The organism is Methylobacterium mesophilicum (assembly GCF_036441335.1).
Lineage (GTDB): Bacteria > Pseudomonadota > Alphaproteobacteria > Rhizobiales > Beijerinckiaceae > Methylobacterium > Methylobacterium mesophilicum_B.
The window spans coordinates 1188074-1212034 of sequence record NZ_MLBW01000034.1 but is presented as its reverse complement, the minus strand read 5'-3'; the positions used below and the strand labels follow the sequence as shown (position 1 = coordinate 1212034).

Sequence of the window (23961 nt, the reverse complement as noted above, 5' to 3'; positions counted from 1 at the left end):
CGCGGTCGCCTCACGCCACGTAGATCGTCGGGACGGCGGTCGTGTACTTCATCTCCTCCATGGCGATCGAGGAGGACAGGTTCGAGAAGTCGAGCTTGGCGATGAGGCGCTGGTAGACCGCGTCGTAGGCCTCGATGTCCGGCACCACGATCCGCAGCAGGTAGTCGATCTCGCCGGTCAGGCGCCACGCCTCGACGATCTCCGGGAAGCCGGCGACCACCCGCCGGAACGCGTCCGACCAGTCGGCCGCGTGGCGCGGCGCCTTGACGGCCACGAACACCGTGGTGGGGACGTTGACCTTGCGGCGGTCCACCAGGGCGACCCGGCGGCGGATCACCCCGGACGCCTCCAGCTTCTTCACCCGCCGCCAGCACGGCGCCGCGCTGATGCCGACCTGCTCGGCGAGTTCGGCCACCGGGAGCGTCGCGTCCTGCTGGAGGAGATCGAGGATCTTCCGGTCCACGGCGTCCATGCGATCGATGCTCCCGTCGGCGCGTCCGGGCCGGACTACAGGGCGAAGTGCTTCGAGAGCTTGAGCCCCTGGGCCTGGTAGTTCGAGCCGGCCCCCGCCCCGTAGAGCGTCTCCGGCAGGTCGAGCATCCGCTCGTAGACGAGGCGGCCGACGATCTGCCCGTCCTCCAGGAGGAACGGCACGTCGCGGGAGCGGACCTCCAGCACGGCCCGCGCGCCCGCGCCGCCGGCCCCGGCATAGCCGAAGCCCGGGTCGAAGAAGCCCGCGTAGTGGACGCGGAACTCGCCGACCAGGGGATCGAACGGCACCATCTCGGCGGCGTGGTCCGGCGGGACCTGCACGGCCTCCTTGGAGGCCAGGATGTAGAACTGGCCGGGATCGAGGATCAGGCTGCCCGACCCGTCGGCGGCCAGCGGCTCCCAGAAATCCGCCGCCCGGTGGCGCCCGGGGGCGTCGACGTCGACGAGGCCGGTGTGGCGCTTCGCCCGGTAGCCCACGAGGCCGTCGAAGCCGGCGAGGTCCACCGACACCGCCACGCCGCCCTGGAAGGACGGGCTGCCGGCGTCGACCAGGGCCGAGCGGGCGTGCAGCAGGCCGAGCTCGGCCTCGGTCAGCCGCGGAGCCCCGCGGCGGAAGCGGATCTGCGACAGCCGCGAGCCGCTGCGCACGAGGACCGGGAAGGTGCGCGGCGAGATCTCCGCGTAGAGCGGCCCGTCGTAGCCGGGCTCGACTTGGTCGAAGGCCTCGCCCCGGTCGGTGATCACGCGGGTGAAGACGTCGATGCGCCCGGTCGAGCTCTTCGGGTTCGCGGCCGCCGAGAGATCGGCCGGCAGGGCGAGGCTCTCCTGGAGCTCCGCGATGTAGACGCAGCCCGTCTCCAGGACGGCGCCCGGGCGCAGGTCCACGGCGTGCAGCGACAGCCGGTCGACGCAGGCCTGGACCGTCCGTCCCGAGCCGGGCAGGAAGCTCGTCCGCACCCGGTAGGCCCTGGCGCCGAGGCGCAGGTCGAGGCTCGCGGGCTGGATCTGATCGGCCGCGAAGGGGCTCGCGGTCCGGATGCCGCCCGCCTGCGCGAGGGCGGCGATCGCCTGGGCCGGCAGGATGCCCGACCGGCCGTCCGCGCTCGACTCGGCGGCTCCCGTGGCTGCGCCCGCGTTCATCGCGCCCCTGACTCCATCGCGCGCGCCGGCCGGTCCGCGTCACGCCGAGCAGCGTTGTCCGCCGGGACCCGCTAACGCGGGCTTAACCGCGTCCGGAGGCCCCGTCGTGCCGGCGCCGCGCGCCGCGGGGCGCCCCGCCGCGCGAGGTAGTCCGCCGCAATTGACGGCGATTCCGCCGCCCACTACCACCGGCCGGGAAGCGCGTTCCTTTCGGCTTCAGCGAGTCGTACCGTCCGAAGAAGGGCCATTTAGGGCGATGTACAAGGCCGAGACGCGGGGAATAAGTGTGACGGTCCAGTCTCGTTTCGTCGAGGAGGAGTCCTCGCCGACCGAGAGCCGGTACTTCTTCGCCTACACGGTCGAGATCGTGAACAACGGGAGCGAGCAGGTCCAGCTGCGCTCGCGCCACTGGCGGATCATCGACGGCCACGGGGCGTGCCAGGAAGTGCGCGGCACCGGCGTGGTCGGCAAGCAGCCGGTGCTGGAGCCGGGCGAGTCCTTCTGCTACACCAGCGGCTGTCCGCTCAACACGCCCGACGGGTTGATGGCCGGCAGCTACACCATGGCGACGGTGGCCGGCGAGAGCTTCGAGGCCGAGATCCCAGCCTTCTCCCTCGACAGCCCGCACGTCCGCCGCAGCCTGCACTGAGGTCCCGGCCCGGGGCCTCGCCCCGGAGGAATCCATGTCCGCGACCGGCGAGCGGCTGAGCCCGCTCGACATGCTCGCCCGCCTCGTGTCGTTCGACACGGAGAGCGACAAGTCCAACCTCGCCCTGATCGACGCGGTCTGCGCCTATCTCGACGGCTGGGACGTCCCGTACCTGCGCCTCCCGAACGCGACGGGCGACAAGGCCGCCATCCTCGCCACGGTCGGCCCGATGGCCGACGGAGGCTCCGTCCTGTCCGGCCACACCGACGTGGTGCCGGTGACGGGCCAGGCCTGGACAGGCGACCCGTTCACCCTGCGCGTCGCCGACGGCCGGGCCTACGGACGGGGCGCGGTCGACATGAAGGGCTTCGACGCGCTGGCCCTGGCCCTCGTGCCCGACATGATCGCCGCCGGGCTGAAGCGGCCGATCCACATCCTGCTCTCCTACGACGAGGAGACGACCTGCCTCGGCTCGATGGACGGGATCGCGCGTTTCGGCGACGGCCTGCCCCGGCCGGCTGCGGTGATCGTCGGCGAGCCCACCGGGATGGAGGTCGCCGACGCCCACAAGAGCATCGTCACCTGTCTCACCACGGTCCACGGCCACGAGGCCCATTCCGCCCGCCCCGCCCTCGGCGCGAACGCCGTGGCGGCCGCCTGCGACCTCGTCGCCGGCCTCAACCGGATCGCCGACCTGATGATCGAGCGCGGCGACCCGTCCGGGCGGTTCGATCCGGCCTCGACCACGGTCCATGTCGGGACGATCCAGGGCGGCACCGCCCGGAACATCCTGGCCAAGGAGTGCCGCTTCCTCTGGGAGTATCGCGGCCTGCCGGATCTCGACCCGGCCGAGATCCCGCGGCTGTTCGCGGCGGAGGTCGAAAGGGTCACCCGCGAGCGCCTCAACCGCTACGGCGCGTTCGGGCGGATCGACACCCTAGAGGAGGTCGACATCCCCGGCCTCGCCCCGGAGCCGGGCTCGGCGGCCGAGCGCCTGTGCCTGCGCCTCGCCGGACGCAACCACACCGTCGCGGTGCCCTACGCCACCGAGGCCGGGCGCTTCCAGGCGGCAGGTCTCCCGACGGTGGTCTGCGGCCCCGGCGACATCGCCCAGGCGCACCAGCCCGACGAGTTCATCACCCTCGACGCCCTGGGCCAGGGTGAGCACTTCCTGCGCGAGCTGATCGAGGTGAGTGCGTCATGAATGCGGTAACCGGTATCACCATCAAGCTGCGCCCGCTGGAGCGGGAGGACCTGCGCTTCGTCCACCAGCTCAACAACAACGACAGCATCATGCGCTACTGGTTCGAGGAGGCCTACGAGTCCTTCGCCGAACTTCAGCAGCTCTACGAGCGCAATATCCACAATCAGACCGAGCGGCGCTTCATCGTGGCCGATCCGAGCGGGGAGCCGGCCGGGCTGATCGAGCTCGTCGAGATCAACCACCTGCACCGGCGCTGCGAGTTCCAGATCGCGATCCATCCGAGCTTCCAGGGCCGCGGCTACGCGTGGCAGGCCACCCGGATCGCCATGGATTACGCCTTCAGCGTGCTCAACATCCACAAGCTCTACCTGCACGTCGACCGGGACAACGCCCGGGCCGTGCGGATCTACGAGCGCTGCGGCTTCCATCCCGAGGGCGTTCTCAAGGACGAGTTCTTCGTGAACGGGCGCTACCGGGACGCCGTGCGGATGTGCCTGTTCCAGCCCGAGTACCTGAGGGCCCGCGGCGGGGGCGGCGACATCGCGGAGCCCGTCCTGAAGGTCTGAAGCGGGTCTCGACCGTCGCCCGCGAGCGGCGGACGAGACCCGAAACGAAACGGGGGAGGAGCCCATCGGCCCCTCCCCCCACGTTCACACCGCTCAGTTGCGGCCGGCGCCGCCCGCCTGACCGCCGGCGCGGCCGGCACCCTGGGCACCGCCCATGGCGCCGTTGCCGCCGCTCATGCCGCCGCGCTCGGCGCCACCCGTCCGGCCGCCCTCGGCGCCGGACTTCATGCCGCCCTGCTGGCCGCCGCGATCGGACGCGTTGCGGATGCCGTCCTGCTGGCCGCCGCGCATGTCGCTGTTGCGCATGCCGTCGTTCTTGCCTTCCTGACGGGACGCCTTGTCCATCCCGCGGTCCTGGCCGCGGTCGTTGCGGTCCGTCCGGCCGTCGTTGCGGCCCTCGGTCCGCGACGCGTTGTGGATGCCGTCCCGCCCGCCGCGGTTGTCGAAGCGCGCGCCGGCGCGCTGCTCGGAGCGGAAGCTCGCGCTGACCGCGCCGCCGCCGCTGAGGCGCCGGTACTCGGCCGACCCGTAGCGCACCCGCTGGCCGCGGATCGTCACGAAGCGGTCCTCCTGGACGGAGACGAGGCGGCGGTACTCGGGGGAGCCGTACAGCACCCGCTGGCCGCGGATCACGACGTAGCGCTCGCGCGGGCCGGTCTCGCGGACGCTGACCAGGCGGCGGTACTCGGGCGAGCCGTACAGCACCCGCTGGCCGCGGATCACGACGTAGCGCGCGCGCGGGCCGCGGTTCTCGGTGACGATCAGGCGGCGATATTCCGGCGAGCCGTACACGACCCGGCGGCCGCCGATGAACACGTAGCGGCCCTCGCGGCGGAAGCCGCCCTCGACCCGCTCGGACCGGACGTCGGTCCGGCTGACGTCCGTCCGGCCGCGGAAATCGGCGCGGTCGGCGCGACGGTCGCCGCGACGGTCACCGCGATCGGCACGCGCGCCGTCGCGATCCCCGCGCTCGTTCCGCTCGGCGCGATCACCGCGGCGGTCGCCCCGCTCGGCGCCGGCCCGATCCTTGTCCTGGGCCATGCGGTCCTGAGGCGGCGGCCCGGGCGGCCGTCGCGGGCGGCTTCGCCATCGAGTGCGACGTCCAGCTCAGCGCCGACGGCGAGGCGATGGTCTTCCACGACGCCGCCCTCGGGCGCCTGACGGGGGCGAGCGCGGCCCTGGCCGACCGCTCCGCCGCCGAGCTCGCGACCCTCGCCGTCGCCGGGTCCGCGGAGACGATCCCGACGCTGCCGGCCTTCCTGGCGGCGGTGTCCGGGGCGGTGCCGGTGGTGATCGAGGTGAAGTCCCGCTACGACGGCGACCTGCGGCTCGCGACCCGCACCGCCGAGATCGCCGCGGCCTGCGCCGGGCCGGTGGCGCTGAAATCGTTCGACCCGCAGGTGGTCGCGGCCCTGCGCGACCTCTGCCCCGCCACGGTCCCGCGGGGCATCGTGGCGGAGACGACGCAGGACGACCCGGTCTACGCGGCCCTGACGCCCTCGCTCCGCCGGTCCCTCTCCGACCTGCTGCACCTCGCCGAGACGCGGCCCGACTTCCTGTCCTGGCGGGTGGACGACCTGCCCTGCGCGCCGACCTACCTCTGCCGGCTGCTCGGTCAGGTCCCCGTCATGACCTGGACGGTCCGGAATGCGGAGCAGCGCGCCCGCGCGGCCGCGCACGCGGACCAGATGGTGTTCGAGGGGTTCGTCCCGTGACTGTTCCTGCGCCCCGTCCGATCCCGTCCGAACTGGATCGCCATGACCGCTTCGCGTGACGCGCGCGCCCGCTTCGCGCGGCTCTGCGGGGGCCTCGCCCTCGCCGCGACCTTGCTTGCCCCGGCGCCCGCTTCCGCGGCCGACCCGTGCGAGGGCACGACCCAGGCGGATCTCAACGCCTGCGCGGGGGCCGATTACCGGGCCGCCGACACGGCGCTGAATGCCGTCTACGGGCAGCTGGTGAGGAAGATCGGCCCGAAGACGAAGGACGCCCTGCGGGGCGCCCAGAAGGCTTGGCTGTCGTACCGGGACGCGACCTGCTTCCTCGAGACCATGGGCCTCGACGGGGGCTCGGCCTACGCGATGGCGTACAACGGCTGCCTGAAGGGGCTGACCGACGCGCGGACCAGGGTCCTGAAGGGATACCTCGACTGCAAGCCGGACGACGTGTCCTGCGTCGGCCGGCTCGCTGAGTGAGCGCGCGCCGCGACGGCGCCGTCCGGTTCGGAGAGCGCGCGTCGCCGCGCGCCGTCCAGGAGGCCGCGCGAAAGCGCGCGGCGGGTGACGTCGGCGGCCGTCTGACAACGCTGCCATGGTCGCCGCGCGCATCCGCCCGCTTGCCCCCGGCCGGTCAGGGGCTAGAGTCCGGCCCATGAAGCAAGCACCCGGGCCGACGCCGGAGACCGCCGCACTGACCGTGCGGGCGCTTCCCGGACTGAAGGAGATCGGCGCGGCGGAATGGGATGCCTGCGCGTTCTCGTCCGAGACCCTGGCGGCGGGCGACGAGACCCACAACCCCTTCGTGTCGCACGCCTTCCTGTCGGCGCTGGAGGATTCGGGCTGCGTCTCGCGCAGGACCGGCTGGCTGCCGCTCCACGTCTCGGTCGAGCGCGACGGCGTCCGCCTCGGCGTGGCGCCCTGCTACCTGAAATCGCACAGCCAGGGCGAGTACGTCTTCGACCACGGCTGGGCCGACGCCTACGAGCGGGCCGGCGGCGCCTACTACCCCAAGCTCCAGGTCAGCGTGCCGTTCACGCCGGTGACCGGGCCGCGCTTCCTGATCGCGCCTGGGGCCGATCCCGACGAGGCCACGGCCGGCCTCGTCGCGGGCCTGCGGGCGCTGCGGGGCGAGACCAAGGCCTCCTCGATCCACGTCACCTTCATGCGCGAGGCGGAGTGGGAGCGGGCCGGCGCGGCCGGCTTCCTGCAGCGCACCGACCAGCAGTTCCACTGGCAGAACGACGGCTACGCGAGCTTCGACGATTTCCTCGCCGCCCTCGCCTCGCGCAAGCGCAAGACCATCCGCAAGGAGCGCCGCGACGCCCTGGCGCCCGGCATCGCCGTCGAGCACCTGACCGGCGCGGCCATCACCGAGGCCCACTGGGACGCGTTCTACGCCTTCTACATGGACACGGGCTCGCGGAAGTGGGGACGGCCCTACCTCAACCGCCGGTTCTTCTCGCTCCTGTCCGAGCGCATGGCCGACCGGGTGCTCCTCGTGATGGCCAAGCGCGGGGACGCCTACATCGCCGGCGCGATCAACCTGATCGGCGATACCGCGCTCTACGGCCGGAACTGGGGCTGCATCGAGGACCATCCGTTCCTGCATTTCGAGGTCTGCTACTACCAGGCGATCGACTTCGCGATCGCCCGGGGCCTGAAGCGGGTCGAGGCGGGGGCCCAGGGCGAGCACAAGCTCGCCCGCGGCTACCGGCCGGTCCTGATGCACTCGGCCCACGACATCGCCGACCCGGCGCTGCGCCGCGCGGTGGCCGATTACTTGCAGCGGGAGCGCGCCCACGTCGCCGAGGCGGTCGACGTCCTCGACACGCTGACGCCGTTCCGGCGCGCGGACGCGGACGGCCCGGGCGCGACGCCCCCCGACGCCTCCTCCCCCAACACCTCACCCCCCGAGAGTTCCGAGTCATGAGCCCGATCGACCGCATCAAGACCTACGCCGACGAGCTGACGGCCCTGCGCCGCGACCTGCACGCCCATCCGGAACTCGGCTTCGAGGAGGTCCGGACGGCCGGCATCGTCGCCGACCTCCTCGAGACGTTCGGCTGCGAGGTCCATCGCGGCGTCGGCGGCACCGGCGTGGTCGGCCTGCTCAAGGGACGCACCGACAACGGCAAGCGGATCGGCCTGCGCGCCGACATGGACGCCCTGCCCATCGAGGAGGAGACCAACCTCCCCTACCGCTCGACCTATGCCGGCAAGATGCACGCCTGCGGCCATGACGGGCACACCACGATGCTGGTCGGCGCGGCGCGCTACCTCGCCGAGACCCGCGATTTCGACGGGACCGCGGTGTTCGTGTTCCAGCCGGCCGAGGAGGGCCGCGGCGGCGCCCGGGCCATGCTGAAGGACGGCCTGTTCGAGCGCTTCCCCTGCGACGAGATCTACGGCCTGCACAACCAGCCCGGCGGCGGCCACGGCATGATCAAGCTGCGGCCCGGGCCGATCATGGCGGCGGCGGACTTCTTCGACATCCACATCCGCGGCAAGGGCATCCACGCCGCACAGCCGCACCGGGGCACCGACCCGATCATCATCGCCACCGGCCTCGCCCAGGCCCTCCAGTCGATCGTGTCGCGCAACGCCGACCCGCTGAAGTCCATCGTCCTGTCGATCACCCGGATCGAGGCGGGCTCCGCCTACAACGTGATCCCCGAGACGGCTCACCTCGCCGGCACGATCCGCACCTTCGACAAGGAGATCCGGGCGCTCGCCGGCACCCGCATGCGCGAGCTGGCGGCCGGCTTCGGCGCGGCCTACGGCGCCCAGGTCACGGTCGACCTCCAGGACGTGTTCTCCGTCCTGGAGAACGCCCCCGCGCAGGCGGCCGCCGCCACGGAGGTCGCCACCGAACTCCTGGGCGCCGACAAGGTCGAGTCCAACGTCGTGCCCAAGATGGGCAGCGAGGACTTCGCCGACATGACCATGGCGGTCCCCGGCGCCTATGTCTGGCTCGGCGCCAATCCGGGCCCGGGCCTGCACAATGCCGGCTACAACTTCGACGACTCGATCATCCCGATCGGCAGCGCCTTCCTGGCGCGGATGGTGGAGCGCCGCACCGCGGCCTGACGCCGGGCCGTCCCCGCCGTCCCGGACTGTCCGGATGGCGGGCGATGTCGCCGCGCGAGTCCGGTCGGCCGTCGACAGCGCGGCCGATCGGTGCGAATCCTGACGAAACCTGCCCGCGACCCAACGCGGGTCGCGATGGGAGGGCGCCATGTCACCGGAGATGCGGGAATCGCGCGCGGCGCTCATCCTGCTGGCCGCCTCGGTGGGGGCGGTCCTGCTGTTCGGCGCTTTCACGCTGCTGACGCAGCTCGGCTGAGGCACGGCCGCGATTGCAACCTGAGCGGGTTGGCTGCGGGCCGGATCGCGGGGGGGCGGTCCCGTGCGAAGCGGGATTTCGCCGCCGGCACAGGGCATTGTCGTCGATGTGTGACGGGCGATCGAGTTGAGTTAACTGCTCATTAATTCCATCAGCGGTTGTATATCTCCGAAGGCGGGCACGGTGCGCGCTGAAACCGGAGTTCGCCCATGATGGCCGACGCAATCCAGGGTCCCCGCCCTCGGCCGGTCGACCTCTCAGCCGCCCTCGACGCCTCCGGGATCGTCGGCGCGTGGTCGTGGTCGCCGCGCGCCGAGCGGTGCGTGCTCGATGCCGGCGCCGCGGACGTGCTGGCCGGGGATCCCGGACTCGCCGGGCGCCCCCTCCCGCTCTCGGTCGCCAAGGCCTGCGTCCACCCGGAGGACCGGCCGGCCGTAATCCGGCAGTTCAAGGCGGTGCGCGAGCGCGGCGGCCTGTTCGTGGCCGAGTACCGCACGCTGTCGCCGTCGGGGCAGGTCCGCCGGATCCTCGATCGCGGCCGGATCCCGCCGGGCGCGTCGAGCCGGCGCCTCGGGCACGGCGTCATCATCGACGTGACGGACGAGCCGTCGGCGACGCGGGCGATGGCCGGGCCCGCGGACGCGCTGACGCAGGCCGTGGACCGCGCCCTCGAGTGCCGCGACGCCCTGGAGGGCGTGGCGGATTCCGAGCTTCAGCTCCTGGTCGACATGCTGCTGCTGCACCTGGGCCGGCGCATCGCCAAGGCCTCCACGACCGGCGCGAGCCGCGGCCGCCACTGAGGCGGGGGCGCTCCGTCCCGCCGGGCCGTCCGGCCCGGCTCACTGCACCAGCACGGCCTGGTTGCAGAGGGTGCCGTCCACGTCGAGATCGGCGTAGCCGAGGCGCAGGCCGAGGGTGCGCAGGACGGTGTCGAGCACGAGATCGATCCCCGGCGCCACGGTGCCCAGGGTCGTCGTCAGGGCCGATTGGAGCAGCGGGGGCACGCCGAGGCCGCTGATGTTCAGCACGAGATTGCGCAGCAGGCTGCCGGTGAGCGACTGGGTCAGACCGCTCGAGGCCACCGAGCGCACCGTGTGATCCGCGATGTCCGCCTCCGAGAAGACGAGGGTCTGCGATCCGGTGCCGAGCGTCGCGAGGGCCCGCCCGGAGACGTTGACCAGCGGCAGGGCGATCAGTGTCGCCGGCTGCGACAGGTCGGGGCTCGCGCTGCCGCCCGCGATCGCGGTGCGCGGGATCTGAGCGATGGCCAGCGTCGCCAGCCCCGTCTGCGCGTCGAGGGTGACTCTGCGTCCTCCGGACCCCGTGCAGCTGAGCGACCGCAGGGTGGCCTGCGCCGGTGCCACCTCCGCGTAGACCGGCAGGGACAGGGTTCCGAGCCCGAGCGGCGCCGTGACGGTGGCCTCGATCAGCAGCCGGGTCTGAGCCGTCTGCACGGTGGCGTTCTGGCTGCCCGGCCGGACCCAGCCCGAACTGCGCTTGCGCTCACCGATCGCCAGGGTCAGGCGCGTCGCGAGCAGTCCCGGCACGGTGGCCCCGAGATCGACCGCCACTTGGTTCTGCCCGTTCGCCAGGGAGGCGGCCGCGCCGAGCAGGTTCAGCACGTTGAGGGAGGGGCCGGCGAATCCCCGCGGCGGCGCCAGCGCGGCGGCGTCGCCGAGGCCGTCCAGCTGGCCGATCGCGACGAGGTTTCCGGCATTCGGCAGGGCGTTGAGGATCCCCGACAGGGCCGACACCGCGCTGCCGTTATCCGCCGCGGCGACCCGCAGCGCCATCAGCACCTGACCGACGCTGGCATTCGCCTGGACGATGTCGGTGTAGTTCGCGGCCTGCATGTTGAGGCTCGCCCCGAGGGCATCGAGGACGCGCAGCCCGTCGACGCGGGCGCTGGCCAGGGCATCGTAATCGCTGACGCTGAGCGACAGCCTGGCCCCGAGCAGGGCGCCGAGCAGGGCGTTGGCGATGCCGCCCTGGAGTTGCAGGGTGCCGGATCCGATCGTGAAGGCAGCGAATTGCGCGCTCGCGGCGGTCCCCGTCACCCGCAGCGGCACCGCGGCGGGCAGGCCGATCGCCCGGCCGAAGGTCACCGGGACCGAGGTCGAGAGGCCGACCCGCACCGCGTTCGCCGGGCTGCCGCCGGCGCTGAACCGGCTACCCGGAGCGACGCCCCGCGCGCTCGCGTCGTAGCTGCCGGGCGCGACCGTGGCGGTCGCCGCGCCGTAGCCGTTGTCGCTGAGCGACTGGCGGGCGACCGTGTCGGCCTGGCTCGGATCGACGGCGGCCAGCATGGCGGCGATGTCCACCGCGCCCTGCGCCTTGCGCCGGGCCTGGAACACGAGGCCGAGATCGATCCCGACCGCGCCCGCCCCCATCAGCATGGCGCTGCCGAGCGCCACCAGGATCGCGACGTTGCCGCCGCGCGCGGCCCCGAAGCGCCGCAGGCGCGTGCCGCGGCCGGTCACAGGCCGCCCTTCCGGACGCTGACGCTGCTGCGCAGCACGGTCGGGAGCATCGGCAGCAGGCGCGCGAAGACGTTGATGCCGAGCGTGGTGGCGTCGAGGGTGACGGTGACCGTGTACACCGTCGCGTCGTTGGGATCCGGCCCGACCTGCACGACGATGCTGCCCGGCCGGAACATCGCGCCGGCGCTCAGGCTCCGGTTCACCATGGTCTGGGCGAGGTTCGCCCGCTCGGCGTCGGTGACCCCGGCCACGGACGCGCGGGCCGCCTCGGCGGCGATCTGGCGGAGGTTGTGGGCCGCGCCGAGACAGATGCCGAACACCGCGATCCCGGCGAAGAGCAGGAACAGCACGGGGGCCACGAGGGCGAACTCCACTGCGGAGCTGCCGCGCCGGCAGGTCCATCCGCTCGGCGCCCTCCGCCGGCGCAAGCGCCGCATGCCCATCGCATCGACCTCCGCGACTCGCGCAGCACGACCACTGCACGGCCCATCGTGGCGGCGATGTTCTAACCAATGGTTGTTTCAATATAATATTTACAACCGAAACGGGAGTACGATGCCCCGGATGCGTCCCGATGACCGCGCGCGTCCGCCACCGCGGCGCCGGGCGCGCGCGGTCGGCATCGCCCGGAGCCGTCTCAGATCGCCCGGGGCGGCCGCAGCAGGCCGAACCCGGCGGGATCGAAGGACGCGCTCTTGACGATGGCGTGGACCTCGCGCCCCGGCGCGAGGCCGAGTTCGCGGACGGCCGCCCCGGTCACGCGCGCCACCAGACGGGCGCCGTTGCAGTCGATCTCCACCGCCGTCTCGGCGCCCGCGGCCGTCAGCCCGCAGATCCGGCCGGCCAGGACGTTGCGGGCGCTCAGACCGCGGGGACGCTCGGTGGCGACGAGCACGTCGCGGGCCGGGATGCGCACCCGCACCCGCGTCCCGGCCGGGCGCGACAGCCCCGGCACCAGCAGGCTCCCGGCGGCGCCGGTCAGGCGCGTGAGCCCCGTGGCGTCGTCGAGGGTCTCGACGACCATGTCGAGGAGCGCGCCGGGCTCGGCCTCGTGGATCGGCACGAGGTCGGCGCGGCGCAGGATCGTCTCCGCGGGGCCGGCGGCGGCCACCCGCCCGGATTCCAGCACGATCACCGTGTTGGCGAGCCGGGCCACCTCGGAGACCGCGTGGCTGACGTAGAGGATCGGCACGCCGGCCTCGTCGCGCAGGCGCTCGATATAGGGGAGGATCTCGGCCTTGCGGGCCTCGTCCAGGGCCGCGAGGGGCTCGTCCATCATGAGGAGGCGCGGCCCGGCCAGCAGCGCCCGCCCGATCGCCACCCGCTGGCGCTCGCCACCGGAGAGGCCCGCGGGCCGCCGGTCGAGCAGGTGGTCGATGCCGAGCATCCCGGTCACTGCCGCGAACGCCGCCGGGTCGGCACGGTGCCGCGCGAACACCCGGCCGTAGCCGAGATTGGTCCGGACGCTCAGGTGCGGGAACAGCCGCGCGTCCTGGAACACCACGCCGACCCGGCGCCGGTGCGGCGGCAGGATCAGGCCGGACGCGGTGTCGACCCACGGGGTGCCGCCGACGGCGATCCGGCCCCGGTCCGGCCGCGCGAGGCCGGCGATCAGGTCGATCAGCGTCGTCTTTCCCGAGCCCGAGCGGCCGAACAGGGCGGTGAGCCCGGGCCCTGCCTCGAAGGCGGCCGCCAGCGCGAAGGCGCCGCGCCGGAGCTCGACGTCGACCTGGATGCTCACGCGGCGGGCCTCGGGTAACAGGAGCCGCGGCGCGCCCCGGCGCCGGCCCGGACTTGCCCGCGATGATCACGGTCCACCACCTCGAGAACAGCCGCTCGCAGCGCGTGCTCTGGCTGCTGGAGGAGCTGGAGCTGCCCTACCGCGTGATCCGCTACGCCCGCGATCCGCGGACCCTGCGCGCGCCCGCCGAACTCGTGGCCGTCCACCCCCTCGGCAAGGCGCCGGTGATCACCGACGGCGGGACGGTGGTCGCCGAGACCGGCGCGATCGCCGCCTACCTGACGGATCTCGCCGGCGCGCGGCTTGTGCCCGGGCCCGGGACCGAGGAGCGGCGGCGCTACGTTTACTGGTCGCACTACGCCGAGGGCTCGGCGATGCCGCCACTGCTGCTGAAGCTGGTCTTCGGGCGGCTGGCGCCGGGCAGCCCCTGGCCGCTGCGGCCCCTCGTCCGCCGGATCGCCGACACGGTGCTGCGGGGCTTCGTCGATCCGGACCTGCGCCGGCACGCGGCCTTCTGGGAGACGGAACTCGCCGGCCGCCCGTATTTCTGCGGCGCCGACTTCACCGCGGCCGACATCCTGATGAGCTTCCCGCTGGAGGCCTTCGCGGCGCGCGGCACGGGCGCGGGCCCGCGCGTCGCGGACTGGCTCACGCGCGTCCACGCCCGCCCGGCCTACCAGCGGGCCCTGCGGCAGGGCGGACCCTACGCGTATGCCTGAGCGGGCGTCCCGCCCCGGATCGGTCGCCATTCAGCCCGCCCCCAGCCGCCGTCCGGCCCGCCGGGCCAGGAATTCCGAGACCAGCAGGGCCGCGACCGACAGCGCGATCGAGATCAGGGTGAGGCGCAGGGCCGGCCCCTCCCCGCCGGGAACCTGCGTCAGCGTGTAGATCGCCGAAGGCAGGGTCTGGGTCTCGCCCGGGATGTTCGACACGAACGTGATGGTCGCGCCGAACTCGCCCATCGCCTTGGCGAAGGCCAGCACGGCGCCCGCGAGGCAGCCGGGCAGGCTCAGCGGCAGCGTGATCGTGAGGAAGACCGCGAAGGGGTTCGCGCCCAGCGTACCGGCCGCCTGCTCCAGGCGCCGGTCGACGGCCTCGATCGACAGCCGCATCGCCCGCACCATGAGCGGGAACCCCATCACCGCGCAGGCGAGCGCCGCCCCGGTCCAGCGGAAGGAGAGGACCACGCCGATCTCGGCGAGGGGCGCACCGAGCGGGCCGCGCCGGCCGAAGGCGAGCAGCAGCAGGTAGCCGGTCACGACCGGGGGCAGGATCAGCGGCAGGTGGACCAGCCCGTCCAGCAGGGCGCGGCCCGGGAAGCGGCGCCGCGCCAGCAGCCACGCCACCGCGAGGCCCGGCACGAGGCTCGCGAGCGTCGCCACCGTGGCTACCCGCAGGCTCAGGCCGACGGCGGTCCACTCGTCCGGCGTGAGCCCGAGCAAGAGAGCGGCGCGCCGCTACTGGCTAGCGCCGGGCTGCGCGACCACCGTGAAGCCCTGGCGCTCGAAGGAGCCCCGGGCGGCCGGGCCGCGCAGGTAGCCGAGCAGCGCCCCGGCATCCGGGTTGCGCGAATCCCGGGTCACGGCCGCCGGGTAGACGATCGGCGGGTGGCTGTCGGCCGGGAAGGTCGCGACCACGTGGACGCTCGGGTCCGCGGCCGCGTCGGTGGCGTAGACGATGCCGAGCGGCGCCTCGCCCCGGGCGACGAGCAGGAGGGCGGCGCGCACGTTCTCGGCCTGGGCGACCTGCCCCTTCACGGCGTCCCAGGCGCCGAGCGTCTCCAGGGCGGCCTTGCCGTACTTGCCGGCGGGAACGGCGTCGATCGTCGCCATCGCCAGCCGCCCGCCGCCGAGAATCCGCGTCAGCGTGGTGCCGAGGTTCGGCGCCAGGGCGACCTGCGGGTCCGCGGCGCTGTCCTTCGGCCCGGGGGCGATCAGCACCAGGGCGTTGCGCAGCAGGTCGATCCGCGAGCCGGTCTTCAGCAGCCCGGTCCGGTCGACGTAGTCCATCCAGGCGAGGTCGGCCGAGATGAACAGGTCCGCCGGCGCGCCCGCCTCGATCTGCTTCGCGAGGGCGTTCGAGCCCGCGTAGGAGATCCGCGCGGTCTTGCCGGTCGCCTTCGTCCAGGCGGCGGCAGCGTCGTCGAGGGCGTTCTTGAGGCTCGCGGCCGCGAACACCACGACCGGGTCGTCCGCCCGCGCGGCCCGGGTCGCCGGCGCGAGGGTCAGCACCGCGAGGGCGCAGGCGACCAGGATCCGTCGCGTCAGGGGCATCACTCAGGTCTCTCCGGTCGCGACCCGCTATATACGGCGGGGAACGACGGGGATCATAGGCGCGCGCGGGCGGTCGGCCAAGGGCCGGCCCCGGGGGGAGCGCGGCCCCGTCCTGTCAGCCGAGGTCCTGTCAGCCGATGTCCTGTCAGCCGAGCTTGGCCTCCTGCCGGTCCTTGGGCTCGGCCTCCGCGCGATGGAGGCGGCTCAGGAGGACGAGGAGGTGGCCGGGGAGCGGCCCGTCCGGTGCGGGGCCGCCGAAGATCCGCTCGCGCGGTCGGACAGGCACGGCCGCGCCGTTGACGACCACGGGCCCGCGGGGGCCGGAACGCCGGGACTTGGTCACGCTGTACGCACCCTGCTCAATCGTGATTCACGTAAAAAGCCGGCAAAAACGCCGCTGTCGGCGGCGGGTTCCGCGGCCGCGATCCACCATTTGGTTAACGCGCGACCATCCTGCCGCATTCCTGGGCGCCCGCGCGCGCGAATCGGAGCCGCGACGTCACCAGGTCCGGATGTCGTGCCGCTCGACGGGGCGCGACTCCGGCAGGCCGCCCATGCCGTCCGCGACGAGAAGCGCCCACAGCGTGGCCGCGGCCGTGGTCACGGCCGCGAAGGCGACACTGATGAGGAGAGGCGCGGTCATGGCAGCACGATCGTCTGTCAAAACTGGCGCGCCGCTCCGGAACGAGCGGCGCGCCCGAGTTGAGGGTCTGGCCTTGGGGAAGCCGAGATTGTTTAAGCACACGCGAAGGTCGTGGACACTGGTTTGGTTCGTGTGAAAGATAAGTATTGGCGCTTGTGACCGTCCGGCAACAAGGGTTCGACCGCGGACCCGCGCGGCCTATCCGCCGCCGCCGGGCGCGGATTTTTTCGCGCCAGCCCCTGGGCTGCGGCGCGCCCCGGCGTTACAGCCCGGCACCATGCTCGAAGGCCTGCCGCCCCATCGCCCGTCCCACGTCCTGCGCCTGCTGACCGACGAACGCTCGGCCCGCGCGATGACCGACCTCCTGGGCGAGATGTTCGATCCCACGGAGACCGCGGTGGCGGCCTTCGAGGACGAGGACGGGCGCACGTGGCGGCTGGAGGCCTACTTCGCGGACGCGCCCGACGAGGACTACGTCCGCGAACTCATCCGCCCGGTCATCGGCGACGCGGCCGACGCGGCGGAATTCCGCACGATCGCCGAGCAGGACTGGGTGCGCGCCTCGCTGGAGGGCCTGAAGCCGGTCCGGGCCGGCCGCTTCCTCGTGCACGGCTCGCACGACCGCGACTCCGTGCGGGGCAACGATCTGGCCATCGAGATCGAGGCCGCCCTCGCCTTCGGCACCGGGCATCACGGCACGACGCTCGGCTGCCTCCGCGCCCTGGTCTCGGAACTCAAGCGCCGGCGCCCGGTCCACGTCCTCGATGTCGGCACCGGAACCGGGATCCTCGCCTTCGCGGCCGCCAAGGCCCTGCGGCAGCCGGTGGTGGCCGGCGACCTCGACGCGGAGGCCGTGCGCACGGCCCGCGAGAACGCCCGCGCGAACGGGCTCGGCCCCTACCTCAAGCTCTACGAGGGATCCGGCGTGCGCCACCGCCTCGCCGACCGGTCGCGCCACTTCGATCTCGTCTTCGCCAACATCCTGGCCCGGCCGCTCAGGCTCCTCGCGCCGACCCTGGCGCGGGTCGTCGCCACCGAGGGCGTGCTGGTCCTGTCCGGCCTGATCGAGCGCGACGTGCCGGGCGTGCTCTCGGCCTACCGTCTCCAGGGCTTCTCCCTCGTGCGGCGCGGCGTGATCGAGGGATGGGTCGCCCTGGTCCTGATGCGGGGCGGCGCGGCGCCGCGTCCGCGGCGCTGACCCGCGCGGAACCGCCCCGAAACTCCCCGCGTGCCGGCGTGTTGTCCGGCCATGAGCCAGACGTCGCTCCACGATCCGCCGGCGGACCCCATCGCCGAGGGCGCCCGCGCCCGGGCGCAGGGACGGCCCAAGGATGCCTGCCCCTATCCGGCCGATTCGCCCGAGCGCCGCGCCTGGATCGAGGGCTACGACGGGGCGCCCGCGGACCGCGCGCCGGACCTGCCGGCCACGAACGGCTGATGCCCTGCATGCCGCCGCGCTCGCCGCCGCCGGCCTTCATGCCGGACTCGGCGCCGCCCTGACCGCCGCGACCGCCCATCCCGGCGCCGCGGTCGGCGCCACCCTGCTGGGCATAGGCCGAGGTGCTGATCAGCAGCGCGGCCAATCCGATCGACAATTTCCGCATGGCGAACCCTCCAATGTTGAATCTGCCACGCAACGTCAAAGGTCGCGGAACGGTTCGGCCTGGAGGGCTCAAAAATTTACGCAACGAATACCGATCTTCGTGCGTTTCGCGCGGAAAAGCTTGGCCGTAGACGCGGGTATGCTGGTGCGCGCGCCCGCTGTCCTGCGCGCTACTGGCTCGGCTGGCCGGCGATCTCGGCCTCGATCTCCTGGGGATCGAGGTCGTAGCGCCGGGAGCAGAACTCGCAGGTGATGACGATGCGGCCGTCATCCGCCACCATGTCGTGCCGCTCCTGCGGCGTGAACGAGCGGATCATGCCCATCACGCGCTCCCGCGAGCAGCGGCAGGTCTCCTGAACCGGCTGACGGTCGAACACCCGCACCCCGCGCTCGTGGAACAGCCGGTAGAGCAGCCGCTCGCTGGAGACGTTCGGATCGACCAGCTCGTGGTCCTCGATGGTCGCGACCAGCGAGCGGGCCTCGACCCAGGCATCGTCCTCCGGCGCGTCTCCCGAGAGATGCGCGTGGCCCTCCGGGATATCGCCCGGGGGCAGGTCGGCGAGGCGCGCCCGGTCCACCGACTGGGGCAGGAACTGCACGAGCAGGCCGCCGGCCCGCCAGCGCCCGGCGCCCTCCTCCACGGCCTCGGCCACGGCGAGCCGCACCTGCGTGGGGATCTGCTCCGACTGGCGGAAATACTGGTGGGCGGCCTCCTCCAGGCTCTGGCCCTCGAGGGCCACGACACCCTGATAGCGGCTCGCGGCGGTGCCCTGGTCGATGGTCATGGCGAGATGGCCGGTGCCGATCAGCTCGGCATCCCTGAGCGGGCCGGTGCCGAGGGCCGCGACCCGCTCCGGCTCGAACCGGGCGGTGGCCCGCAGCCGGTCCGGAGCCTCGAAATCGACGACGATCATCGCGACCGGACCGTCGGTCTTGGTCTGAAGCTGGAACCGGCCCTCGAACTTGAGGGAGGAGCCGAGCAGCACGGTCAGCGCCGCGGCCTCGCCGAGCAGGCGCGCCACCGGGTCCGGGTAGCCGTGGCGGCGCAGGATGGTGTCGACGGCGGGGCCGAGCCGGACGACGCGGCCGCGCACGTCGAGCGCCTCGACGGCGAAGGGCAGGACGGCGTCGTCGGCGCCGGCATGGCCGTTGCCGCCGTTCTGGGCCTGCGGCTGGGATGGCGACTGGGGGTGCGACTGCGTTCCTGAGGTCATGCCCTCTCCGATCGATGCGTCCGGCGGCGCGTGCCGGCAAAGCGTGGATCCGTCCTCCCGGAGGCCGGGCGGCGTGAGGCGATGACCTTGGCGGAGCGATCGGATCCCTCACCCCGACCGGCCCGGAGCGGGAGCGGCGGCGCAGCGCGCTCCGTTCGTCGCCGGGATGCCGCCTTCCGGCGGCCGTGATGGGGAGACGGACGGCACAAGCCGCCCGCTCACGCCTATATGGTGCGCCGACCCCGCGAGCGCGAGGCCGGACAGGACGAGGCCGGGATCAGAGCCCCTCGGCGCCCAGGCACCAGGCCAGGATACCCTTCTGCGCGTGCAGGCGGTTCTCGGCCTCGTCGAACACCACGGAGCGCGGGCCGTCCATCACCTCGGCCGTCACCTCCTCGCCGCGATGGGCCGGGAGGCAGTGCATGAAGATCGCGCCCGGATTGGCCGCCGCCATCAGCTTGTCGTTGACCTGATAGGGGCTCAGCAGGTTGTGCCGGTGCGCCTCGTCGTCGTCCCCCATCGACACCCAGCAATCGGTGACCACGGCATCGACGCCGTCGACGGCCGCGAACGCGTCGGTGGTGACGTGGACGTCGGCGCCCTCCTGCCGCGCCCAGGCGAGCAGCGCCGGCGGCGGCGCGAGTTCCGGCGGGCTCGCGACGTTCAAGGTGAAGTCGAACCGGGCCGCGGCGTGGACCCAGCTCGCCAGCACGTTGTTCGAATCGCCCGACCACGCGACCTTGCGGCCCCGGATCGGCCCGCGATGCTCCTCGAAGGTCAGCACGTCGGCCATGATCTGGCAGGGGTGGGAGACCTTGGTGAGGGCGTTGATCACCGGGACGGTGGCGTACTCGGCCAGCTCCAGCATCTGACCGTGGTCGAGGATGCGGATCATGATCGCGTCGACGAAGCGCGAGAGCACCTGCGCCGTGTCGCCGATGGTCTCGCCGCGGCCGAGCTGCATCTCGGAGCCGGTGAGCATCAGGGTCTCGCCGCCGAGCTCGCGCATCGCCACGTCGAAGGAGACGCGGGTGCGGGTCGACGGGCGGTCGAACACCATGGCGAGGGTCTTGCCGGTGAGCGGGCGCTCGGCGGCCAGCTCGCCCTTGCGGCGGCGCGCCTTGATGGCGGCGCTGGCATCGAGGACCCGGCGCAGCTCCGCCCCGGAGAAGTCCTTGAGGTCGAGGAAATGACGAGGGCCGGCACCGTTCAGGTGCCTGGCCGGGGCCGGTGCCCGGCCGTCAATCTGGGCTTTCATCGCGTCACAATAACTAGAGTCTGCTCACCGATCACCTGATCATGAACCGCACTCTACCTCCTGGCAGGGGCACCTCCGTCACGCGCGGCGGGATCGACCGCGCCCGGAAATGCTTCGGGCCGCCCTCCGGGGTCCGGAGGGCGGTGTTCTCAATCGCGCGGATCGCTCCTACTCGGCCGCGCCGCGCACGGCCTCGAAGCCGGACGCCGCCGCGTCCAGGCGGCGGACCGCCTCGTCGATCTCGGCCTCGCCGATGGTCAGCGGCGGCAGCAGGCGGACTATGTTGTCGCCCGCCGGGATCACCAGCAGATGGGCGTCGCGGGCGGCGGCGGCGAAGTCGGTGTTCGGCACGCCGAGCTTGAGGCCGAGCATCAGACCCTCGCCGCGGATCTCCTGGATCACGTGCGGGTGGCGGTCGCGCAGGGCCGCGAGCTTCTGCTTGAGCAGCAGGCCGGAGCGGGCGACGCGCGCGAGGAAGCCCTCCTCCAGCACCACGTCCAGCACGGCGTTGCCCACCGCCATGGCGAGCGGGTTGCCACCGAAGGTGGTGCCGTGCGTGCCGGCGGTCATGCCACGGGCGGCCTCGCGGGTCGCGAGGCAGGCGCCCAGCGGGAATCCGCCGCCGATGCCCTTGGCGACGCTCATGATGTCCGGGGTGATGCCGGACCATTCGTGCGCGAACAGCCGGCCGGTGCGGCCGACCCCGGTCTGGACCTCGTCCATGATCAGCAGGAGGCCGTTGGCGTCGCAGATCTCGCGCAGCCGGCGCAGGTCCGCGTGGGGGATCTCCCGCACGCCGCCCTCGCCCTGGATCGGCTCGATCATCAGCGCCGCCGTCTCCGGCCCGATCGCCGCGTCCAGCGCCGCCCAGTCGCCGGCCGGGACCTGGTCGAAGCCCTCGACCTTCGGACCGAAGCCCTCGATGTACTTCTGCTGCCCGCCGGCCGCGAGCGTCGCCAGCGTCCGCCCGTGGAAGGCGCCCGCGAAGGTGACGATCCGGTAGCGCTCCGGCTGCCCGCCGGCCGCGTGGTACTTGCGGGCGATCTTGATCGCCGCCTCGTTCGCCTCGGCGCCCGAGTTGCAGAAGAACACCACGTCCGCGAAGGTCGCGTCGACGAGGCGCTGCCCGAGGCGCTCGCCGCCCGGGATCTGGAACAGGTTCGAGGTGTGCCAGATCTTGCCGGCCTGCTCGGTCAGCGCGCCGACGAGGTGCGGGTGCGCGTGGCCGAGGCCGTTCACCGCGATGCCGGCGCCGAAGTCGAGGTATCGCTCCCCGCCCTCCGTCACGAGCCAGGCGCCCTCGCCGCGCTCGAAGGCGAGCGGCGCACGGACGTAGGTCGGCAGAAGGGCTGACGTCACGGGTCCCATCTCCGTTTCACGCAGGATCCCGGAGCGAGCGTTGAGCCGGCTCCAAATGAAAGTGCCGCCTCAGTCCTGGGCGGCACGCGCGCGATTACTATGAAAGTGCCGCCGCCTGTCAACGTTTCAGTGCCCGGCGGACCCGCCGGGCAGCTCTGCGCGCGGCACCGGGAGAGCCGATCGCGACGGTAAATCTGCGGCGGTCCCGACCCGGGCCGCAGGCGAATCGCGGGGCCGCGATCCCGGCCTTCGCGGCGCCGGCCCTTGCGCCGCGGGGGGCGGCCGTGCTCCTGCTCCCGCGGATTCGCAGGAACCTGGAGACCCCGATGAGCTCGATCAAGGAACGCCTGGCGGCGCTGGGCCTGACCCTGCCGAAGGCGGCGGCGCCGGTCGCCAACTACGTGCCGTTCGTGCGCACCGGCAACCTCGTGGTGATCTCCGGCCAAGTCTGCTTCGGCGCGGACGGTGCCATCGCGGCCGAGCACAAGGGCAAGGTCGGCGGCGCCGTCTCGGCCGAGGCCGGCAAGGCCGCCGCCCGCCTGTGCGCCCTCAATGTCCTCGCCCAGCTCGAGGCCGCGGTGGGCGACCTCGACCGCGCCGTGGTCCAGTGCGTGCGGCTCGGCGGCTTCATCAACGCGGCGCCGGGCTTCTCGGCGGTGGCCGGGGTGATGAACGGCGCCTCCGACCTGATGGTCGAGCTCCTCGGCGACCGCGGGCGGCACGCGCGCTCCACCGTCGGGGTGGCCGAGCTGCCCCTCGACGCCGCCGTCGAGGTCGAGGCGATGTTCGAGGTCCGCTGACGGTGGCCGCCCCCGACTGGCTCACCGCGCGGCCGATCGCCCATCGCGGCCTGCACGACCGCGCGGCGGGGCGGCCGGAGAACACGCTGGCGGCGGCCCGGGGCCGGTGGTGGTCCACCCGGACGCGCTGTGCGGCGAGGCGCCCGCCGACAAGCTCGGCCGGATCCGGGCGGCGCTCGCCGAGGGCGGCTGCGACGCCCTGGTGATCTCCGACCCGCACAATCTCGCCTGGGCCTTCAACCTGCGCGGGTCCGACGTCGCCCATACGCCCCTGGCGCTGGGCTACGCGATCCTGCCGCGCGAGGGGCTGGCCCGGCTGTTTCTCGTCTCGCCGAACGTCGATCCGGCCCTGCGGGCGGCGCTCGCGCCGGTCGCCGAGATCCTGCCGCGGGCGGACCTGGACGACGGATTGGCGTCCCTGGCCGGGGCGCGCGTCCGCCTCGACGCGGCGACCGGCGCCGTCGCCCTGAAGGAGAAGATCGAGGCCGCCGGCGGCACGGCCGATGTCGGCAAGGACCCGATCACCGGGATGAAGGCGGTCAAGAACGCCGCCGAGATCGCGGGCGCCCGCGCGGCTCATGTCCGGGACGGGGCGAGCGTCGTGCGCTTCCTTGCCTGGCTCGACGGTGCGGCCGCGGCCGGCGGCCTCACCGAGATCGCCGCCGTCGAGGCCCTGGAGGATTTCCGGGCCGCCGGCGGCGACCTGCGCGAGGTCTCGTTCCCCACGATCTCGGGATCCGGACCGAACGGCGCGATCGTCCACTACCGGGTGAGCCGCGCCACCGACCGGACGGTCCGGTCGGGCGAGCTGTTCCTGATCGATTCCGGCGCGCAGTACCCGGACGGCACCACCGACATCACCCGCACGGTCGCGGTCGGTGCGCCGAGCCCGGCGATGCGCGACCGCTTCACGCGGGTGCTGAAGGGGCACGTCGCCATCGCCCGGGCGGTGTTCCCGGTCGGCACGACCGGCGCCCAGATCGACGCCTTCGCGCGGGCGCCGCTCTGGCAGGCGGGACTCGACTTCGACCACGGCACCGGGCACGGCGTCGGCGCCTTCCTGTCGGTGCACGAGGGGCCGCAGCGGATCGCCAAGACCGGCACGGTCGCGCTGGAGCCCGGCATGATCCTGTCGAACGAGCCGGGCTACTACGCCCGCGGCGCCTACGGCATCCGGATCGAGAACCTCGTCCTGGTCGAGTCCCGCGCGATCGCGGGCGGTGAGCGCCCGATCCTCGGCTTCGAGACGCTGACGCTCGCCCCCTACGACCGGCGGCTGATCGAGCCGGACCTGCTCGAACCCGGTGAGCGGGCCTGGATCGACGCCTATCATGCCCGGGTGCGCGAGACCCTGGCGCCCGGTCTCGACCCCGCGACGCGCGACTGGCTGGAGCGGGCGACGGCGCCGCTCCCGGGGTGACCCGCCAGCACGGGACCGCGGACGCGACCCCGTGCGCGGTCCGTGGTAAGACCCGGCGCCA

At 73.2% G+C, this 23961-nt stretch carries 24 protein-coding genes and 3 pseudogenes; 14 read left to right on the top strand and 13 right to left on the bottom strand.

Annotated elements, in window-relative coordinates; all coding sequences use genetic code 11:
* Window positions 1-10 precede the first annotated feature (10 nt).
* Both MMR14E_RS26485 and MMR14E_RS26480 read right to left on the bottom strand, forming a co-directional pair.
* Window positions 11-472 (bottom strand): Lrp/AsnC family transcriptional regulator, encoded by a 462-nt coding sequence (locus tag MMR14E_RS26485; protein WP_012319278.1) that lies wholly within the window; start codon window positions 470-472, stop codon window positions 11-13.
* Window positions 473-507: 35 nt separating this feature from the next.
* A complete protein-coding gene (locus tag MMR14E_RS26480) occupies window positions 508-1632 on the bottom strand; it encodes a 2'-deoxycytidine 5'-triphosphate deaminase (protein ID WP_331318392.1) in 1125 nt (374 codons plus the stop codon).
* Window positions 1633-1888: 256 nt separating this feature from the next.
* On the opposite strand from MMR14E_RS26480, the gene apaG reads away from it, so the two are divergent.
* The 3 genes from apaG to speG are packed head-to-tail and all read left to right on the top strand — an operon-like array spanning window position 1889 to window position 4051.
* The gene (gene apaG, locus MMR14E_RS26475) at window positions 1889-2281 is read left to right on the top strand and encodes a Co2+/Mg2+ efflux protein ApaG (protein WP_012319280.1); all 393 of its coding nucleotides are present in this window, start codon (window positions 1889-1891) and stop codon (window positions 2279-2281) included.
* A 34-nt stretch (window positions 2282-2315) separates the two neighbouring features.
* Window positions 2316-3485: an acetylornithine deacetylase gene (gene argE, locus MMR14E_RS26470; RefSeq protein ID WP_331318391.1), complete on the top strand. Its 1170-nt coding sequence runs from the start codon at window positions 2316-2318 to the stop codon at window positions 3483-3485.
* Between the two features lie 14 nt (window positions 3486-3499).
* Complete coding sequence (gene speG, locus MMR14E_RS26465; protein WP_273564583.1) at window positions 3500-4051, top strand: spermidine N1-acetyltransferase; 552 nt, start codon at window positions 3500-3502, stop codon at window positions 4049-4051.
* A gap of 93 nt (window positions 4052-4144) precedes the next feature.
* On the opposite strand, the gene MMR14E_RS26460 is transcribed toward speG, so the two are convergent.
* On the bottom strand, window positions 4145-5092 hold the full coding sequence (locus MMR14E_RS26460; RefSeq protein ID WP_331318389.1) for a hypothetical protein: 948 nt from the start codon (window positions 5090-5092) through the stop codon (window positions 4145-4147).
* Window positions 5093-5103: 11 nt separating this feature from the next.
* Between MMR14E_RS26460 and MMR14E_RS26455 the strand changes: the two are divergent.
* The 5 genes and pseudogenes from MMR14E_RS26455 to MMR14E_RS26435 all read left to right on the top strand — a co-directional run.
* A pseudogene (locus MMR14E_RS26455) lies at window positions 5104-5766 on the top strand (glycerophosphodiester phosphodiesterase family protein); the annotation flags it as partial.
* A gap of 42 nt (window positions 5767-5808) precedes the next feature.
* Complete coding sequence (locus tag MMR14E_RS26450) at window positions 5809-6243, top strand: lysozyme inhibitor LprI family protein (RefSeq protein WP_331318387.1); 435 nt, start codon at window positions 5809-5811, stop codon at window positions 6241-6243.
* Between the two features lie 175 nt (window positions 6244-6418).
* Entirely contained in the window at window positions 6419-7696 is a 1278-nt protein-coding gene (locus tag MMR14E_RS26445; RefSeq protein WP_331318384.1) for a GNAT family N-acetyltransferase, read from the top strand.
* Window positions 7693-8853, top strand: coding sequence for a M20 aminoacylase family protein (locus tag MMR14E_RS26440; RefSeq protein ID WP_331318382.1), 1161 nt, complete (start codon window positions 7693-7695; stop codon window positions 8851-8853). Before MMR14E_RS26445 ends, MMR14E_RS26440 begins: the two co-directional genes overlap by 4 nt.
* A gap of 465 nt (window positions 8854-9318) precedes the next feature.
* Window positions 9319-9909: a PAS domain-containing protein gene (locus MMR14E_RS26435; protein WP_331318380.1), complete on the top strand. Its 591-nt coding sequence runs from the start codon at window positions 9319-9321 to the stop codon at window positions 9907-9909.
* A gap of 39 nt (window positions 9910-9948) precedes the next feature.
* Here MMR14E_RS26435 and MMR14E_RS26430 read toward each other — a convergent pair whose 3' ends face one another.
* The 3 genes from MMR14E_RS26430 to modC form a co-directional block, all read right to left on the bottom strand.
* Complete coding sequence (locus MMR14E_RS26430; protein ID WP_331318377.1) at window positions 9949-11589, bottom strand: TadG family pilus assembly protein; 1641 nt, start codon at window positions 11587-11589, stop codon at window positions 9949-9951.
* Window positions 11586-11963, bottom strand: coding sequence for a TadE/TadG family type IV pilus assembly protein (locus MMR14E_RS26425; protein ID WP_331318375.1), 378 nt, complete (start codon window positions 11961-11963; stop codon window positions 11586-11588). The genes MMR14E_RS26430 and MMR14E_RS26425 overlap by 4 nt, the downstream gene beginning before the upstream one ends.
* 263 nt (window positions 11964-12226) lie before the next feature.
* Window positions 12227-13330 (bottom strand): molybdenum ABC transporter ATP-binding protein, encoded by a 1104-nt coding sequence (modC, locus tag MMR14E_RS26420; RefSeq protein ID WP_331318374.1) that lies wholly within the window; start codon window positions 13328-13330, stop codon window positions 12227-12229.
* Between the two features lie 62 nt (window positions 13331-13392).
* On the opposite strand from modC, the gene MMR14E_RS26415 reads away from it, so the two are divergent.
* Complete coding sequence (locus MMR14E_RS26415) at window positions 13393-14049, top strand: glutathione S-transferase (protein WP_331318373.1); 657 nt, start codon at window positions 13393-13395, stop codon at window positions 14047-14049.
* A gap of 30 nt (window positions 14050-14079) precedes the next feature.
* Here MMR14E_RS26415 and modB read toward each other — a convergent pair whose 3' ends face one another.
* The 4 genes from modB to MMR14E_RS26395 form a co-directional block, all read right to left on the bottom strand.
* Complete coding sequence (modB, locus tag MMR14E_RS26410; protein ID WP_331318371.1) at window positions 14080-14772, bottom strand: molybdate ABC transporter permease subunit; 693 nt, start codon at window positions 14770-14772, stop codon at window positions 14080-14082.
* Window positions 14773-14787: 15 nt separating this feature from the next.
* Entirely contained in the window at window positions 14788-15603 is an 816-nt protein-coding gene (gene modA / locus MMR14E_RS26405; RefSeq protein WP_331318370.1) for a molybdate ABC transporter substrate-binding protein, read from the bottom strand.
* A gap of 145 nt (window positions 15604-15748) precedes the next feature.
* Entirely contained in the window at window positions 15749-15946 is a 198-nt protein-coding gene (locus tag MMR14E_RS26400) for a hypothetical protein (RefSeq protein WP_331318367.1), read from the bottom strand.
* A 156-nt stretch (window positions 15947-16102) separates the two neighbouring features.
* On the bottom strand, window positions 16103-16246 hold the full coding sequence (locus MMR14E_RS26395; protein WP_331318366.1) for a hypothetical protein: 144 nt from the start codon (window positions 16244-16246) through the stop codon (window positions 16103-16105).
* A gap of 277 nt (window positions 16247-16523) precedes the next feature.
* Between MMR14E_RS26395 and MMR14E_RS26390 the strand changes: the two genes are divergently transcribed.
* Window positions 16524-17444 (top strand): 50S ribosomal protein L11 methyltransferase, encoded by a 921-nt coding sequence (locus MMR14E_RS26390; protein ID WP_331318364.1) that lies wholly within the window; start codon window positions 16524-16526, stop codon window positions 17442-17444.
* Window positions 17445-17495: 51 nt separating this feature from the next.
* Window positions 17496-17684, top strand: a complete 189-nt coding sequence (locus MMR14E_RS26385; RefSeq protein ID WP_331318363.1) for a ribosome modulation factor — start codon at window positions 17496-17498, stop codon at window positions 17682-17684.
* Between the two features lie 335 nt (window positions 17685-18019).
* On the opposite strand, the gene MMR14E_RS26380 is transcribed toward MMR14E_RS26385, so the two are convergent.
* The 3 genes from MMR14E_RS26380 to MMR14E_RS26370 all read right to left on the bottom strand — a co-directional run bounded on the left by MMR14E_RS26380 (window position 18020) and on the right by MMR14E_RS26370 (window position 21680).
* The gene (locus MMR14E_RS26380) at window positions 18020-19063 is read right to left on the bottom strand and encodes an Hsp33 family molecular chaperone (RefSeq protein ID WP_331318362.1); all 1044 of its coding nucleotides are present in this window, start codon (window positions 19061-19063) and stop codon (window positions 18020-18022) included.
* A 277-nt stretch (window positions 19064-19340) separates the two neighbouring features.
* On the bottom strand, window positions 19341-20321 hold the full coding sequence (argF, locus tag MMR14E_RS26375; protein ID WP_331318361.1) for an ornithine carbamoyltransferase: 981 nt from the start codon (window positions 20319-20321) through the stop codon (window positions 19341-19343).
* A gap of 168 nt (window positions 20322-20489) precedes the next feature.
* A complete protein-coding gene (locus MMR14E_RS26370; protein WP_331318360.1) occupies window positions 20490-21680 on the bottom strand; it encodes an aspartate aminotransferase family protein in 1191 nt (396 codons plus the stop codon).
* 326 nt (window positions 21681-22006) lie between these two features.
* On the opposite strand from MMR14E_RS26370, the gene MMR14E_RS26365 reads away from it, so the two are divergent.
* The 3 genes and pseudogenes from MMR14E_RS26365 to MMR14E_RS26355 form a co-directional block, all read left to right on the top strand.
* Window positions 22007-22480, top strand: coding sequence for a RidA family protein (locus MMR14E_RS26365; protein ID WP_331318359.1), 474 nt, complete (start codon window positions 22007-22009; stop codon window positions 22478-22480).
* A 2-nt stretch (window positions 22481-22482) separates the two neighbouring features.
* Window positions 22483-22578: pseudogene (locus MMR14E_RS26360) on the top strand (glycerophosphodiester phosphodiesterase); the annotation flags it as partial.
* A gap of 2 nt (window positions 22579-22580) precedes the next feature.
* A pseudogene (locus MMR14E_RS26355) lies at window positions 22581-23900 on the top strand (aminopeptidase family protein P); the annotation flags it as partial.
* Window positions 23901-23961: the final 61 nt, after the last annotated feature.

Excerpts from the sequence above, each read along its gene's own strand:
- MMR14E_RS26380 (WP_331318362.1), bottom strand. The coding sequence starts at position 19,063 with ATGACCTCAGGAACGCAGTCGCACCCCCAGTCGCCATCCCAGCCGCAG.
- MMR14E_RS26480 (WP_331318392.1), bottom strand. The coding sequence starts at position 1,632 with ATGAACGCGGGCGCAGCCACGGGAGCCGCCGAGTCGAGCGCGGACGGC.
- argF (WP_331318361.1), bottom strand. The coding sequence starts at position 20,321 with ATGAAAGCCCAGATTGACGGCCGGGCACCGGCCCCGGCCAGGCACCTG.
- MMR14E_RS26450 (WP_331318387.1), top strand. The coding sequence starts at position 5,809 with ATGACCGCTTCGCGTGACGCGCGCGCCCGCTTCGCGCGGCTCTGCGGG.
- MMR14E_RS26415 (WP_331318373.1), top strand. The coding sequence starts at position 13,393 with ATGATCACGGTCCACCACCTCGAGAACAGCCGCTCGCAGCGCGTGCTC.
- apaG (WP_012319280.1), top strand. The coding sequence starts at position 1,889 with ATGTACAAGGCCGAGACGCGGGGAATAAGTGTGACGGTCCAGTCTCGT.
- MMR14E_RS26395 (WP_331318366.1), bottom strand. The coding sequence starts at position 16,246 with ATGACCGCGCCTCTCCTCATCAGTGTCGCCTTCGCGGCCGTGACCACG.
- MMR14E_RS26440 (WP_331318382.1), top strand. The coding sequence starts at position 7,693 with ATGAGCCCGATCGACCGCATCAAGACCTACGCCGACGAGCTGACGGCC.
- MMR14E_RS26390 (WP_331318364.1), top strand. The coding sequence starts at position 16,524 with ATGCTCGAAGGCCTGCCGCCCCATCGCCCGTCCCACGTCCTGCGCCTG.
- MMR14E_RS26460 (WP_331318389.1), bottom strand. The coding sequence starts at position 5,092 with ATGGCCCAGGACAAGGATCGGGCCGGCGCCGAGCGGGGCGACCGCCGC.
- MMR14E_RS26445 (WP_331318384.1), top strand. The coding sequence starts at position 6,419 with ATGAAGCAAGCACCCGGGCCGACGCCGGAGACCGCCGCACTGACCGTG.
- MMR14E_RS26485 (WP_012319278.1), bottom strand. The coding sequence starts at position 472 with ATGGACGCCGTGGACCGGAAGATCCTCGATCTCCTCCAGCAGGACGCG.
- MMR14E_RS26435 (WP_331318380.1), top strand. The coding sequence starts at position 9,319 with ATGATGGCCGACGCAATCCAGGGTCCCCGCCCTCGGCCGGTCGACCTC.
- argE (WP_331318391.1), top strand. The coding sequence starts at position 2,316 with ATGTCCGCGACCGGCGAGCGGCTGAGCCCGCTCGACATGCTCGCCCGC.
- modA (WP_331318370.1), bottom strand. The coding sequence starts at position 15,603 with ATGCCCCTGACGCGACGGATCCTGGTCGCCTGCGCCCTCGCGGTGCTG.
- MMR14E_RS26385 (WP_331318363.1), top strand. The coding sequence starts at position 17,496 with ATGAGCCAGACGTCGCTCCACGATCCGCCGGCGGACCCCATCGCCGAG.
- MMR14E_RS26365 (WP_331318359.1), top strand. The coding sequence starts at position 22,007 with ATGAGCTCGATCAAGGAACGCCTGGCGGCGCTGGGCCTGACCCTGCCG.